8 protein-coding genes are annotated in these 15,404 nt (G+C 73.0%); 4 read left to right on the top strand and 4 right to left on the bottom strand.

Annotation, left to right across the window (positions count from 1 at the left end):
• Positions 1–12: 12 nt before the first annotated feature.
• The 4 genes from ACN26Z_RS13480 to ACN26Z_RS13465 form a co-directional block, all read right to left on the bottom strand.
• Complete coding sequence (locus tag ACN26Z_RS13480) at positions 13–4,365, bottom strand: FtsK/SpoIIIE domain-containing protein (RefSeq protein WP_421461489.1); 4,353 nt, start codon at positions 4,363–4,365, stop codon at positions 13–15.
• Between the two features lie 82 nt (positions 4,366–4,447).
• Positions 4,448–4,741, bottom strand: coding sequence for a WXG100 family type VII secretion target (locus tag ACN26Z_RS13475; protein WP_093402533.1), 294 nt, complete (start codon positions 4,739–4,741; stop codon positions 4,448–4,450).
• A 52-nt stretch (positions 4,742–4,793) separates the two neighbouring features.
• Positions 4,794–6,686, bottom strand: coding sequence for a hypothetical protein (locus tag ACN26Z_RS13470; protein ID WP_421461488.1), 1,893 nt, complete (start codon positions 6,684–6,686; stop codon positions 4,794–4,796).
• On the bottom strand, positions 6,683–7,171 hold the full coding sequence (locus ACN26Z_RS13465) for a sigma-70 family RNA polymerase sigma factor (protein ID WP_421461487.1): 489 nt from the start codon (positions 7,169–7,171) through the stop codon (positions 6,683–6,685). Before ACN26Z_RS13465 ends, ACN26Z_RS13470 begins: the two co-directional genes overlap by 4 nt.
• Before the next feature lie 632 nt (positions 7,172–7,803).
• Between ACN26Z_RS13465 and ACN26Z_RS13460 the strand changes: the two genes are divergently transcribed.
• The 4 genes from ACN26Z_RS13460 to ACN26Z_RS13445 are packed head-to-tail and all read left to right on the top strand — an operon-like array spanning position 7,804 to position 15,383.
• Positions 7,804–8,736 carry an ABC transporter ATP-binding protein gene (locus tag ACN26Z_RS13460; protein WP_282239002.1) on the top strand — a complete coding sequence of 311 codons (933 nt, stop codon included), beginning with the start codon at positions 7,804–7,806 and terminating at the stop codon, positions 8,734–8,736.
• Positions 8,733–9,455: an ABC transporter ATP-binding protein gene (locus ACN26Z_RS13455; protein WP_421461486.1), complete on the top strand. Its 723-nt coding sequence runs from the start codon at positions 8,733–8,735 to the stop codon at positions 9,453–9,455. Before ACN26Z_RS13460 ends, ACN26Z_RS13455 begins: the two co-directional genes overlap by 4 nt.
• Positions 9,456–9,462: 7 nt before the next feature.
• A complete protein-coding gene (locus ACN26Z_RS13450; protein WP_421461484.1) occupies positions 9,463–12,633 on the top strand; it encodes an FtsX-like permease family protein in 3,171 nt (1,056 codons plus the stop codon).
• On the top strand, positions 12,630–15,383 hold the full coding sequence (locus ACN26Z_RS13445; protein ID WP_421461482.1) for an FtsX-like permease family protein: 2,754 nt from the start codon (positions 12,630–12,632) through the stop codon (positions 15,381–15,383). The genes ACN26Z_RS13450 and ACN26Z_RS13445 overlap by 4 nt, the downstream gene beginning before the upstream one ends.
• Positions 15,384–15,404: the final 21 nt, after the last annotated feature.

The raw sequence follows: 15,404 nt of genomic DNA, 5'->3' as shown, positions 1-15,404 counted from the left end.
GATCCCATGCTTTCAGTCCGCCTTCGGCACCTGCACCGCCGTCAGCACCCCGTCGCCCAGATGCAGGTAGGCACGCCCTGGCCGGGCGGCCTGCCCGACGATCCCCCGTGGGATCCGCATCCCGATCAGCTCCCCGTCGGTGATGCTCTGCGGTGCGATCAACAGTCCAGCCCGGTTGCGTTTGAGCTGGGTCAGCCAGCCGGCCAGGCCGAGACTGAGCGCCTCGGCGTTGCCCGCGACCACCAGGCCCCACCCATTGCCTGCCGCACCCCGGGCCAGGGTGTTGAGGTCTCCGTCGACGTCCGACTGGGCGAGCAGTTCGGCGTCGTCGATGACCACTGTCCCGGTGTCCTCCGGAATGCTCTTGAGCAGGTCCCGGAAGTCCATCGCGGCGATGCCCGCGTCGGTCACCACCGCGGCCACCCCGGGCTGCCCGGCCAGGTCACGCAGTGGCGAGCGCCGCGGCGCCACCACGAGCAGCCCGGTGCCGTTGGCCAGCAGAGTCCGTGCCACCGACAGCAGCGCGGTGCTCCGGCCGGAACGCGGTGGCCCGCCGATCGCAAAGGTCGGAATGTCGGCGAGGTCCGGGCCGAGCGGGACGACCTCGTCGCCGCCGACCCCGACGATCGCCGTCAGGGCGCGGCCCGGCTCCGACAGCATCCGGCGCACCTCGGCGTACCCGATCAGGTCGGGCAACGCCGCGAACCGGCGCGGCCGGGCGGTCCCCGGGACCGTGGCGTCCCGCACGGTGAGCTGTCTGGCGATGTCGGTCAGTGCTGCTGCCTGTCCCTGCCCACTGAGGTCCGGACCGAGGACCGCGATCTGCGCCTCCGCGTGGTCGGCCAGCCGGATCGCCCGGCCCGGTGCCTGCTCCGGGGGTACGTCGCGCAGGTTGAGACCCAGCAGGGAGTAGTCGCTGCGGTCGTTGAGGCGCAACACCAACTTCTCCTCGGTGGCGCCGGCGAACCGGCCCGAACCGAGCACCTTGTCGCCGGCCAGCACGACGTGGACACCGACGCCGGCACCGTCACGCAGCAGCCGGGTCAGCCGTTCCAGATAGCTGCCGTTGTCGTACGTCGCGAAGTCCCGCTCGAACACCTCGAATCGATCGACGAGCAGCACCACGTGTGGCAGTCGCCGATCGGCGGCGGCGTTGCGCCGCTGCTCCGCCAGATCCGCGACGCCCTGCTCACCGAACCGGGCCTGCCGTCTGGTCAACTCGCTGTTCAGCCAGGTCAGCAGGCGATCGAGGCGCTCGGTCTGTAGCCGGTCCACCACCGCGCCGCAGTGCGGCAACCCGACCAGCGGCAGCAGCGCACCGTTGCCGCAGTCGACGGCGTACAGGTGCAGGTCGGCGCTGGAGTGCCGGGCGGTCAGCGCGACCGCCAGGGTACGCAGCGCCTGCGAACGGCCGCTGCGGCCGGATCCGATGAAGAACACGTGCCCGGTACGGTCGGTGTCGAACAGCAGCGGCTCGCGGCTCTGCGAAGCGGGCAGATCGACGATGCCGTAGGCGACCGCGCCCAGGTCGCCCGGGATCGTGGCCGGCGGCGGCTGAGGGAGATCCGCCCACTGTGCCACCTCGGTGAGCGCCGGCAGCCACGGGCTCGGCTGCCGCGGCACCCCGAGCTTGTCGGTCGCCGCGACGACAGCCGCGACGAGTTCCCGCAGGTCGGTGTCGGCCGGTCCACCAGTCGTGGCAGTCGACGAGCGGCGGGCCGGAACCGGGTCGCCCAGCCGTGACCAGTTCACGTGGGTGACCTCGACGCGCACCTCGTCGGCCCGGTCCCCCAGCACCGGCCGTCTGCCGCCGATGCGGCCAGCCTGGAACGGCAGCAGCGCGGCGTACCCCAGCCGGGCGTACGCCCGACCAGGCGTGCGCGGCGACAGTTCACCCGCGTCGGGTGCGTCGATGATGTCCCGGCTCTCGCCCTGGTCGGTGGTGCGCAGGGCGATCCGCAGGTTCGTGTTCGCCCGGATGTCCGGGGTCACCGCTCCGGACGGCCGCTGCGTGGCCAGGACCAGGTGGATCCCAAGAGATCTGCCGCGCTGCGCGATGTTGACCAGACCGGTGACGAAGTCCGGCAGCTCGCGCACCATCGACGCGAACTCGTCGATCACCAGCACCAGCCGCGGCATCGCGGGCATGCTCGCATCCCGGGCTCGGCGTTCCTGGTACCGGATGATGTCGGAGGCGCCGGCCGCGGCCAGCACGTGCTCGCGACGGCGCAACTCCGCGCCGAGCGAGGTGAGCGCCCGCTCGACCAGGTGGGTGTCCAGGTCGGTCACCATGCCGACGGTGTGCGGCAGCTGTTCACACTCGGCGAAGGCACTACCGCCCTTGTAGTCGACCAGCACGAAGGTCATCTCGTCCGGCCGGTTCGCCACCGCCAGCGTGGCCACCAGGGTCTGCAACAGCTCCGACTTGCCGGCTCCGGTGGTTCCCGCGATCAGGGCGTGCGGGCCGTCGCGTACCAGGTCGATCGCGAACCGGCCGTCCAACCCGACGCCGAGCACCGCTTCGGTGCTGGCCGGCCGGACCGCCCAACCCGCCGCGATCCTGTCCGGCGTCGGCGGCTCCAGGTCGAGGATGTCGAGCAGCCGTGCCGACGGCGGCAGCACCGCCTCGTCGCCGTCGCCGGACACCCCCAGCGGCGCCATCCGCCGGGCCGCCCGCTCGTACCATCCGGCGTCCGGTTCGTCGGCGCGAATGCCGGCGACCAGCGACGTCTTGGCGGTCCGCAGCGATGCGCCGTCCGCGCCGGACACCACCACCGCCCGGCACTCCTCGGGCAGCAGCCGTTCCTCCGGCTCCAGGCACATCACGTAGACGCCGACGGCGGGACCGTCCCGCAACAGCGGGACCGCGCCGGGCATCGACCGCAACCGCCGCGCACCGTCGAACACCACCAGGATGTCGGGATCGCCGGCTGCACCGCCCCGTTCCGCCCCGCTCGCCCGGTCACCGGCCGACCGTGCCGCGATCACCCGGTTGAGTTCGGCGATGCGTCGCGACACCGACTCGGCGCTGGTGCCGATCCGGACGTACGCCTCCTCGCCGTCGGCCCGGGTATGGGGAAGCCAGCGCAGCCACGACCAGCGGTGCTCACCGGCGGCATCGGTGAGCACACAGATGCGCAGATCGTCGGGGCTGTGCAGCACGGCCGCCTGCGCCACCAGCCAGGGAGCCAGCCGGGCCAGGCGGTCTCCGGCCACCCCGACCACGCCGCTGTCGCGCACATCCACGGCCACCGGCACCTGGCCCAGCTCGGGCACGGTGATTCGGCGGTGCTCGTCCAGCGCCGGATCCTCCACCCGCACCCCCGACGGCATCGAACAGGTACCGACCCGCAGGGCGAGAAAATCGTCGTCACGCCAGCGCCGCTCCCACAGTCGTTCACCTGGAAGGGTCGCGATCCGGCCGGTCAACGCCGGGTCCGGGTAGGCGTACCGGCGGGCCCGCTGCTCCTCCAGCACCGCCTCGTCGATGTCGGCACGGACCCGGAGAAGCTTCTCCTCGTACTCCTGCATCCGCTCGGCGTGGCTCTGCCTACCGCGCCGCTTGGCACCGAACTGGGTCAGCAGCGCAGCGAGCGGAGAGACCAGCGCGAGGAAGATGAACCGCCAGTTGCCCGTCGCGAGAATGCCCACCAGCGCACCGATCGCCGGGGCCAGCAGCAACGTCACCAGGCCGATCGGGCTCTTGTCGGATTCGGTCGGTGCGGCGGGCAGCCGGAACTGCCCGCCCATGATCTTCGGGAAGAACCGCGGCGGACGGTTGAACTCCCAGGTGAACCCGTCCGCCGTACGGGTCAGCGGGGCGCGTACCGGCACGCCGGTGGCCAGTTCCAGCAGGACGCCGCCGACCGCCAGCTGACGGCCAGCCGGCCACTCGGCGGTGCCGTCCAGGGCAACGCCATCCAACTCGACAGCCGTTACCGCGGTCACCGCCACCGTACGGTCCACGGTGACCAGCAGCCGAGCGGCGACCGGCGGCACATCACCGGCAAGGCGTACCCGGCACGTGGGCGCGCTGCCCACCTCGTACTCCCCGGGGGGAAGGAGCACGATCCCACCGGCTCCCGGGCCGCCCACCAGGCGCACCTCCACCGCGCCCGCCCGACCGGCCGTTGGCCGGGCCGGACGATTCAGGCCCAACTCGGCACCGGCGCCCAGCCGCGCTGCGGCAAGCGAGAGTCCCGGGTCCAGGGGTTGGGCACCGTGGAACAGCGTGCCGGGACGGCCGCCGACGGCGTCGGCCAGCTCCGCGGCGAACGTCCCCACCGAGGTCCCCGGCTCCGCCTCTACGACCAGCGGCTCCGCCGCAGGTGAGGCGTCGGAGACCAGACTGACGTTGAGCCGCATCTCGACCCTCCTCCTTTCCTCTCAAGCGGACACGCCCAGCGCTTGCGCACGCCGGGCGTGTCCGATTCGTTTGAAACGGCGGTCAGCCGAGACGCGAGCCGAGGTCCTGGTCGGTGGAGGCGAATGCCTCACCGACCGAACGGACGTAGTTGCCGATGCCCTGTAGGCCCTGGTTCACCTGGTCGAATCCCTTGGCGAACTCGTCGAAGAACGGCTGGAACTTCTGCTGGGCGGCCGGGGTGCGGTAGCCCTGCGCGAGCAGGTTCTGCACCTTTCCGCGTACCTCGACCAGCTTGTCCTGTAGCTGGGAGAAGTCGTTCAGCAGCGCCGCCGAGGTCTGGGCGGTCTCTTCACTGTTGACCGCGAAATCGGGCATGGTGACACTCCTTGATCTCTTGAACAGCCACCGGCAGGCCGCCGGCCGGTTCTTACCTGCGGAACTTCCTGGTGATGCCGGTGTCGTGCTCGGACGTTGACGCGCCCGTGGCGGCGTCAGCTGCGCCCAACACGAATCCCGCCTGCACAGCCGCCTCGACCACCGCGTCGGTCGGCGGATCCTCGGCTTCCTCGTTCTCGATGGCGGCCGATGCCGCGTCGCTTGCACCGCTGGAGACGATCCCCGTCACCGCCTCGCCCGCACGCTCCTCGACGGACTTCTCACCGGCCGGCTCCTCGTCGACCTTGCGGGCGTCCGGTGCGTCCTCGCCGTTCGGGGGCGCGTCCGGCTGCACCGGGCGGGCGCCTACCGGCTCAGCCGCCGGTTCAGCCGCAGGTTTGGCCGCCGGCTCAGCCGCCGGTTTGGCCGCCGGTTCGGTGACCGCCGCGGGCTGATCCGATCCTGGCGGTCGCGTCGGCGCAGGAGCAGCGGTGGCCGGATCGGCACCGCCCGTCCCACCGCCGGCAGCGGGTGCGCCGCTGGTCACCGGTGCTGGAGCCGGCTGCGGTGGAGCAGCAGCAGTCGGTGCCGAGACGTTGCCGGCAGAGCCGTCGCCGCCGGAAGCAGACGACGGTGCCGGGCTACTGACCGGTGGGTCGATGGAGGTGGATGCACCCGGCGGCCCGCCGCCCGCGGGAACGGGCTCGGTGGCCGATGCGCGGTCCCCGCTGGGAATGTCACCGGCGGGCGCACCGTCACCGCCACGTGCGGTGTTCGCCCCCGACAAGCCCTCGGTGCCACCACCAGGAGGGAGATCGAAATCCGGATCGCCGGTAAAGCCCTTCCGGAAGCCGTCGGCGAGACCTCCGGCGGCGGCACCCGCCGCCGCACCGCCGAAAATCGAGGCGGCGTTGAAGTCTGCGTCGTTGGCCTTCCCGAGCTTGTTGAGGCCGATGGTCGCGACCTCCTCCACCACGCCCTTACCGAAATCGGTCACCACCTGGTTGCCGAAGCCACCACCGCGGCCACCGAACCGGAGCAGGCCACTGATGACGGTGTTGTTCCGGCCGAACTGGCCGAATGCCGCGGCTCCGCTGCCGGCCGTCTTCACAAGGCCAGGCGCTACCGCTTTCGCACCTCGCACGAACGGACCGAAAAGCTTCGCTCCGGGCACGAGAGCCACCAGGCCCACCACGAGCGTGCCCAACTCGAAGTTTCCGTTCGCAGCCTGAACCGCCACCGTCACCACGAGGGCTACCGCGGCGAGCACGATGCCAACCACCGGCAGCAGCACCCCGACGACGGCGATCGCGACATCGATGATCAAGCGGAGGATTGGGTTGTTCCGGAAGAAGTCGCCGATGCGCTGGAAGAAGTTGCGCCGCGGCGGTGGCTTGATGGCCTTCGAGGCGGCGTCGTCGAGCGCCCGATTGCATCGCGCGGACGCGGCCTCCCGCAGTCGGCGGGCGTCGGCGGCCAGTCGTTGCGCGGCCGAGAGCTGGTCCCGTGCGCCGTCGATCTCGTTGGCCGCCGACCGCGCCGCCGCCTCCTGCCCCGGTGTGGCGTCGACGGCCACTCGCGGCACGGCGAGCCGTACCACCTGCACGGCCTCGGTCGCCTGATCCATCGCGGTGTCGATGCGGGTCTGCTGCTCGCGCAGCGCCCGGCTGTAGATGCGGTACGCCTGTGCCGCCGTGTCGAAGGAGTCGACCGCCTGCTGCAGCTTGCGTGGCAGGCTGTCGAGCATGTCCCGCAGCTTCTCCATCGATTCGCCGCGCGCTCTCGACAATGATCCGCCCCGCCCGAGGACCCGCACACCGGTCTGGGCGTCGTCCCGGATCTCCTCGTAGAAGCGGGCCAGCTGATCGATCTGGTCCGGGTCCCCGGGGGTCGGATCCCGGTCCATGCCGAGGATGCTGAATCCGGAGGTGTGCCGCCGGCTCATGAAGGGCTGCCCGGACCGGACGAAGCCGCGGACGCCAGCTCGGCCCGCAATGCCCGGACGGCATAGTGAGCCCGGGATTTGACGGTTCCCGGCGGTATGCCGATGGATCTCGCGGCCTCGGTCACCGTACTGCGGCGGTAGTAGAGCTCGAAGATCACGTCACGGTGCTCCGCGGTCAGCCGGCGTAGGGCCGGCATGAGGGCGGCACTGGCCACGACCGCATCGGCATGGTCCGGAACGGGCTGCTGGATGCTGTCCCAGACCTCACTCCCCACCGGTTGCGACCGTCGTCCACGCAGCTGGTCCACGGCGGCGTTGTGCGCGACCGTGTACAGCCAACTCCTGATCGAGCCCTCCCGGCCGACCAGCCTCTGCCGGTGACGCCACGCCCGCAGCAGGGTCTCCTGATAGACGTCCTCGGCGATGCTCTGGTTGCGGGTCAGACGGAGCAGGTACGCGCGAACGGAGGCGCCATTCTGTGCCACCAAGTCGGCATAGAACTGCTCGGCCGTCGCTGACTGGGCCGGGGCACGCATCACACCAGGTGACCGTCGTCCGACCCGGCCCGCCGTGTCACAGCTGTTCCGGATGGTCTCTCCGGATCTCTTTTTCCAGGCTCGCCGGCCCTGTCCCTGCAGACCGCCCTGACCCATGCCAACGGCATCGGCGGTGCTATGACCCGTGGTCACCGCGGAAGCTCTCCCTCTGCTCCGGGGCCGCCGGTGCGGACCCGGTTCAGAGCCTGCGGGAACCGCCGGGCCAAACCTTTTCGATTGTCTGAGGACTTTCTGAGGACACCGGAAGGATGCCCCGACGGGTCCGCGAGGTCGCCCCAGCGCCAACAGGTCGCCCACGTGCCGCGGCAGGGGTCACCACACGAGCCGTGGCGGTTCTTCACCGGTTTCGCTCGACCTGCGGGGCCGCGGAACGCGCAGGGGCATGGTCAACGGAGCCGCCGATTGCGAAACTGCTTCAATCTGTGTCAGCACGACCATCAGGGCGCCCGACGGATCAGGTAACCATGCGTGCCGGCCAGGCAACAACACGTGCCCGGCTGGTGAGCCTGACCACTACCCGAGGCAGGCTCGACATTGGCACGACCCGGACGGAGGACGGATTGTCCAGCACACCGCTCTCTCTGCCGAAGCCGTCCGCGCGGGCGCCCGAGTTCGGCCGGGACGCGCTCATCGTCTGCGAGAACCTGGTGCGGATCTACCAGACCGGTTCGATCGAGGTGCAGGCACTACAGGGACTGGACCTGACCGTGGAGAGCGGCGAGCTGGTCGCCGTCGTCGGTGCCTCCGGGTCGGGCAAGTCGACGCTGCTCTCCATCCTGGCCGGCGTCGACGCTCCCACCGCCGGACGGGTCCGGGTCGACAGGTGGAATCTGCTGGCGATGTCCCGAGCGGACCGGGTGAACTACCGGCGGCACACCGTCGGGTTCGTCCGGCAGCAGACGGCGAGCAATCTGATCCCCTACCTGACCGCGCGGGAGATGGTGGACCTGCCGATGACGGCGGCGCGTACCGCGAAGGAGGAGCGCCGGGAGCGCGCCGCCGAGCTGCTGGACAGCCTCGGTGTCGCCGACTGCGCCGATCGGCGTCCCGGGCAACTCTCCGGAGGGCAGCAGATGCGGGTCGCGATCGCCGTGGCGCTGGCCAACCAGCCGCGGGTTCTGCTCGCCGACGAGCCGACCGGCGAGCTGGACGCCGCCACGTCCGCGGAGGTCTTCGCTGTGCTGCGGGAGGTCAACCGGCGCTACGGCGTCACCGTTGTCGTGGTCACCCACGATCCGGAGGTCAGCGGCCAGGTCGAACGGACCGTCGCGATCCGGGACGGGCGCACCAGCAGCGAGGTGCTGCGCCGCACCACCACCGACGCGCGCGGCGACACGCACACGATCGCCGAGGAGTACGCGGTGATGGACCGGGCCGGGCGGGTGCAGGTGCCCCGCGACTTCCGCCAGGCGCTGGCGCTGACCCGACGGGTCCGGCTGGCCCTGGAACCGGACCACATCACGATCCGCCCCGACGCGGGGAACGGCGAATGAGCGGCGAGCCGCTGCTGCGTGTGCGTGGCGTGCACCGGCGCTTCCGTACCGGGCCGACCGTCGTACACGCCCTGCGCGGCGTGTCGTTCGACGTGGCCGCCGGTTCCATGGTGGCGCTCGTCGGGCGGTCCGGCTCGGGCAAGACCACCCTGCTCAACACCATCGGTGGCCTGGATCGCCCGGACGCCGGCACCGTGCACATCGACGGCACCGACGTGACCGCGCTCGACGAGGACGGCCTGTCGCGGCTGCGGCGCGAGAAGGTGTCGTACGTCTTCCAGAGCTTCGGGTTGATCCCGGTGCTGTCGGCTGCGGAGAACGTCGCCGCCCCGTTGCGGCTGGCCCGCGTCGCCCCGGCCGAGCGCGAGCGGCGGGTCGAGTTGCTGCTGGAACTGGTCGGCCTGGCCGACCACTCCCGGCAGCGGCCGGCCGAGCTGTCCGGTGGCCAGCAGCAGCGGGTGGCGATCGCCCGCGCGCTGGCCGCCTCGCCCCGGCTCCTGATCGCCGACGAGCCCACCGGGCAACTGGACGCTGAGACCGGGCTGTCGGTGATGGCTCTGCTGCGCGGGGTGGTCGAGTCCGAAGGCGTCACCGCACTCGTGTCCACCCACGATCCGGTGATGATGGCACTGGCCGACCGGGTTATCCGCATCCACGACGGGCACCTCGATGAGGGGACAGCCGGGCGACCTGACGAGCCCGTGTCGGATGCCAGGTGACGCGACGATGCTGAGGCTGGTCACCCGGCGCGCCCGCGTGCAGTGGCCGTTGCTGGCGGCCCTTATCGGGGTCGTCACGGTCGGCGCGACCATGCTGGGCACCTGCACCCTGCTGAGCACCCGCACCGCCGAGCGGGCGCTGGAGGTCGCCATGGCCCGCGCCGTTCCCGCCGCCGTCGACGTGACCGTCTACACCGGCACCGTCGAGGGCCCAGACGCGCTCTCCGTCGCCGCCGACACCCGCACCGTGGTGGCTGCCGCGCTGGCACCGTTCCCGGTGACCACAACCGCGCGGGCGTCGACAGTGCTGCGGGCGCTGCCGCCCACGATCGCCCCGGGCACCACCGTCCCGCCCCAGGCGTACCTGTCGGGATTGGACGACCTGTCGACCCGAGCCGAGCTGGTCATCGGGCGCTGGCCGCACGAGCGTGGTGAGGCTGTGGTGTTGGAGTCCACCGCCCAGTTGCTCGGCCTCACTCCCGGTAGCCGGGTACGCCTCGGCGCCGAGCTGGCCCACGCGCCCGTCCCGGCCATCGACCTGACCGTCGTCGGTGTGGTCCGCCCGTTGCCGGGGCGCGGCTGGGACCGCGACCCGCTGGCCGCGACCGGCTCCGCCATCGGGCACCAGGACGGCCGCTTCCGGCAGCCGGTCAACGCCTACGGCCCGTTCCTCGTCGACCTCGCCGATCTGGTCGCCACCGGTGCCACAGTCGACCGGATGGAGGTCACCGCTCATCCGGACCTGTCCCAAGCCAACCGTCGCGACCTGGCGGCCGTGGCCAGGGCCGTCCGCAGTGCCGACCGCCGGCTGGCCGCCACCCTCGGCGACCGCGTCCGGCTCGCCCGGGTCGCCTCCGACCTGCCGCTGACCCTGCGGTCCGCCGACGACCAACGGCACGTCACCGCCGCCGTCGTGTTCGCCATAGCCGTTCTCGGCGGTGTCCTGGCCGGGACGGCACTCGTCCTCGCGGGCCGGCTGACCGCACGGGTACGCGCCGACGAGACCGCCCTGCGGTCCGCCATCGGCACCAGTAGCCGCCAACTCGCCGCCACCGCGATGCTCGAAGCCGGGCTCGTCGCCGCCGTCGCCGCCGCGCTCGCGATACCAGCATCGTCGGCCCTGCACGCCGGCCTGACCCGGCTGCCGCCGCTGGACGGTGCCGGCCTGACCGTCCGGCCGGACATCACCGGTACCCAGGTCCTCGCGGTGACTGGCGGCGCGCTGGTACTCGCCGCCGTACTCACCGTCCTGGCGGTCCGGCCCGGTCCGGCAGCCGGCGACCGACGCACCCGCCGCGAGCTGCTGGCCCGGTCCGGCGCCGATCTGATGCTCACGGTGTTCGCCGCCGCCGCCTGGTGGCAGCTGTACGCGCAGCCCACCGCCGCCGACCCACGCGTCGACGCGGTCCGGGTACTCGCGCCGGCGCTGCTGCTCACCGCAGGCGCCGCCCTGGCGTTGCGGGTGGTACTGCCCGCCCTGCGCGGCGCCGACCGGCTGGCATACCGAGTCCGTGGGCTGGCGCTTCCGCTGGCGGTCGCCGAGGCCGCCCGTCGGCCGCAGGCGGTCGCCGTCGGACTGCTCGTCGGGCTGGCCTGCGCGGCCGGAACCTTCGGCCTCGCCTTCGACGCCACGTGGCACCAGTCGCAGCGTGATCAGGCCGCGCTTTCCGTCGGCACCGACCTGGCACTCACCCTCGGTACGGCGCCGGTGGCCGGAGAGGGCGCGGTCGTCGGCGCGGCCACCGAAGGGACGGTCAGTCCGGCCCTCGACCGTGGTACCGCCGTCGGTCAGTGGCTCGGCACCGCCGGCGATGCGCCGCGCCTGGTCGCCGTCGACACCACCCGCGCCGACGCGCTGCTGCGCGGACGGCTCGACCGCGACCGTACGTGGTCGGACGTGGCGGCGAGGCTCGCCCCACCGACCCGGGTCACCGGCGTCCCCGTTCCGGTTGATGCCCCGCTCGTGATGAGCGGAACCGCGACCGGCGAGACCTCGCTCGTCGTGACGCCACGGCTGCTGCTGCAGGACGCCACCGGCCTGCGTACACCCTGCACCGGTCCCCCCGTGCCGCTCGACGGCCGGCAGCATCGGCTGCCCGGGTGCGCGAGCGCCGACGGACTGCGCCTCGTCGCGGTGTCCCTGCCGGTCGAGGCCGGGCCGGATGCCGGGTTCCCGGTCGGCGGTCGCACCACCATCGACGTCACCCTGACCGTGCCGCGACTCGGATCGGCTGACGGATCGGACTGGACCGCCACGTCCGTGCAGACGGTCCCGAGCACGTTGCGCGACCCGACCGTGGGACTTTCCGCCACGCCGACGGGAGCGGCGCTCCGGATGGCGGCCTCCGTCGACCTCGGGAGCATCGCCTACACCGCGCCAAACCTCGTCGCCACCGCCTTCCCGGACCCCGGACCGGTGCCGGTCGCCGTCTCCGCCCGCTTCGCCAGCGAGGTCGGTGCCAGCAGCGGCAGCCGGCTCAGCGTCACGGTCGGCACCACGCCCGTGCCGATCGTCGTCGCCGAGATCGTGCCGACCGTGCCGTCCGCACCCGGCGCCGTCGCCGTCCTGGCCGACCTGGACATGCTCTCCAGGGCCCGCGCCGTCGCCGGCGACCTGACGTTCCCGGTCGACGCCTGGTGGGTCGGCCACCCAGCCGGTCCCGGTGCCGCCGAGCGGGCCACCGCCCTGCACCTGGGCACCGTCACGACCCGCGAGGCGGAGACCGCCCGGCTCACCGGCGGTCCGCTGCACGCGGGGCTGCCGGCCGCGCTCCGGCTCGTCGTCCCGGCTGCGGCCCTGCTGCTGCTCGCCGGCATCGTCCTGCACGTCACCTGTGATCTCCAGGTCCGCGCCGTCGAGGTGGCGCGGCTGCGCGGTCTCGGAATGTCCCGGCGCGACATCCGGGCCGTGCTGCTCGGCCAGCATGCCGGAGTGCTGCTGCCGCTGCTCGCAGCGGGCGCGGCCGTCGGCGCGCTCGCCACCCGCGTCGTCGCTCCCCTGCTCGTACGCTCCGACACCGGCGCCGCGCCAGTCCCGGCCGTCCAGCCACACTGGCCATGGCCGGCCGAGGCCGCGCTGCTCGCCGCACTGCTGGCCGGATGCCTGCTGGCGGTCGCCACCGTGGTCGTCGTCCAGGTCCGCCGGGCCGACGCCGCGCACCTGCGGGTGACGCCGTGAACGGTTGGTTGACCCGGCGGTGGCCGGCGCCGCACTGGCCCAGCGTCCGTGGGCGTGGCCGTGCCGACGCCGGACCGCTGCTGCTCACCGCCGCGGTCATCGCGGCCGTCGCGCTGCTCGCCGGGGCCGTGCCGGCGCTGCTGCGTGCCGCCGCCGACGACGCCGTCCAGGACACGGTCCGCCGCGCCAGCCACGCCTCGAACGTGCTCGTGCACGCCAATTGGGAACGCGACGACGGCCCGACCGGCGGGCGGATCCGGATATCCCGCCTCGCCGAGGACGTCGACGACTTCCGCGCCCGGGCAGCGTACGCCCTCGGGCCCGACCTGGACGCCGCGCTGCTCCCGCCCACCGCCGTTGTCAGCGGCCCGATCCTGCGCATCACCGGTGGCAGCGTGCCGCGTACCTTCCAACTCACCTACCTGGCCGACGACGTCGGCGGGCCGGAGGTGACCTGGATCGCCGGCAGCGCGCCCGGCCCCGCCATCCCCGAACCGTCCATCGAGGTTCCCTACAACGGACCGCCCTGGCCGGTGCAGGTCGGCCTCTCCGAGGCCGACGCCGCCGCCCTCGACCTCGGCCCCGGCGATCGAATCCCGGTGCAGGACGGACAGGGGCGCGACAAGGACGTCCGGATCAGTGGGATCTACCGACCCGCGGACGGCAGCGACCCCGCCTGGCGACTCGCCCCGGCGCTTCTGCGCCCCGTGCCCGGCGCCGACGGCGTGGGCACGACCCGGTTCGCAGGTCTGCTGTCGCGTGAGTCGCTGCCGGACGCCCGGCTCGCCTTCGACGAGGACGAACTGCGGCGCAGCGTCCACTTCGCCCCCGAACCCGACGCGCTCACCTGGGACGCCTCCGCGGCGCTGGCCAGCCAGATGGTCAGGCTCAAGGCGGCGTCGGGCTCATCAGGCGTCCGTGACCAGTCCCTGAAGTGGGAATCACAGCTCGACACCGTCCTGCGCGACGCCCGCACCCAGATCAGCGCCGCTTACGCACAGGCCGCCGTCCTGCTCGCCGGAGTCCTGACCGCCACGGTGCTGGTCCTGCTGCTCGCCGCCGATCTGCTGGTCCGCCGCCGTACCCCGGCGCTGACCGCCGCCCGGCAGCGTGGGGCGGCGCTGCCCGACCTCGGTGCGGAACTGATCATCGAGTCCACCGTGGTGTCCCTGTCGGCCGCCGCCGTCGGGCTCGCGCTCGCCCGTGTGGCCGCTCCGGGCGTCTCCTGGACCTGGACCGTTCCCGTGGTGCTGGCCGGTGCCGTCGCCGGGCCGACGTTCGGCACCCTCGCCGCCGCCCGCGCCAGCCGCGACCGGCGCCAACCCGCCAACCCGGCCGCCCGGCGCTGGATCCTGGCCACCGGTCAGCTGCGCCGCGCCGCCGTGGAGGCCGCCGTGCTGATCGCCGCGGTCGCCGCCTTCGTCACCCTGCACCAGCGCGGGCTGCGGCCTGTCGCCGCCGACGGCGACTCCGGCGAGCTGACCGGCGACCTGGTTCTACCGGTCAGCGCCGTCGCTCTGGGCGTGCTCACCGGCGCGCTCGTCCTGCTACGGCTGCTGCCTGTCGGAGCACGGCTCGTGCTCCGACAGGCCCTGCGCTCGCGCCGCCCGCTGGCTGTGTTCGGTGCCGCCCGGGCGGCCACGACGGCCGGACGCGCGCTACCGCTGCTGGTTCTGGTCAGCGCCACGGCGCTCGCCTCGTTCGCGCTTGTCGTCGGCGGGACCGTCGCCCGCGGCCTGGCCGACGGCGCGTGGAACACCGTCGGCGCCGACGCCCGCCTCGACGTCGACGCCGAGGCCGCGGCGCCCACCGTCGCCGAGCGCATCGCCGCCGCACCAGACGTGGGACAGGTCGTCGTCGCACAGGTGACCGATTCGGCGCGCATCTTCACCGAGTCGACACTGCTCACCCCGCGCCTGGTGATCGTGGACGCCGCCGCGTTCCAGCGTTTGCTGGCCACCACCCCGCTGCCCGACGCGCCGGCGCTCGCCCGGCTCACGGCACCCGGTCCTGGCCCCGAAGACGTCCCGGCGCTGGTCCTGTCGAGCGACGGCGAGCTGCCGACCGGCACGCGGTTGCAGCTGACCCGGGAGGACGCCCCGGCGATCCGGCTCGCGGTGGTCGGTACCGCTCCCTCCGTCGGCGGCGCCAGCGACGTCGTCATCGTGGACGCCACTGCCCTGGCCGAGGCGGGGTTGCCCGCCGTTCCCAACACCGTCTGGGTCACCGGCCCCGGCGCGGCGCAGGCCGTGTCGAACAGCGATATCGCCGCCGACGTCGTGCTGCGCGCGGACGTCCAGCGGGCGCAGCGAGTGGCTCCGCTGACCGCAGGGATACTGCGGCTGGCGTGGACGGCCGCCGCGGTGTTGCTGGCGCTGGGGTTGCTCGGCCTCACGCTCGCCACCGCCGCGGGTGCGTCGGAGCGGTGGCAGACCCTGACCCGGCTGCGAACCCTCGGGCTACGGCCACGCGACGCCCGCTGGGTCGCCGCCGGAGAGCTGCTACCGCCGGTCGTGGTCACCGCGATCTGCGGCCCGCTGTTCGGCGTCCTGCTCGCCCGCCTGACGCTCGGTCCGCTTGAGCTGCGGCTGCTCACCGGTCAAGCCACCGACCCGGCTGCGGTGTTGCCGTGGTGGCTGCTCGGTCTGGTGAGCGTGACGCTGCTGGCGGCGGTCGCGGCGGTCGTACCTGTCGAGTCGGCGCTGCGGCGACGCGACCGGCTGAGCGAGGTACTCCGCGCCGGCGAGTAACCGGCACAGCCGGAGCGGAAC

This window comes from Verrucosispora sp. WMMD703, from assembly GCF_049178935.1.
Lineage (GTDB): Bacteria > Actinomycetota > Actinomycetes > Mycobacteriales > Micromonosporaceae > Micromonospora > Micromonospora sediminimaris.
Note: the sequence above shows the minus strand (reverse complement) of the source record. Positions and strands in the feature narration are given on the sequence as shown.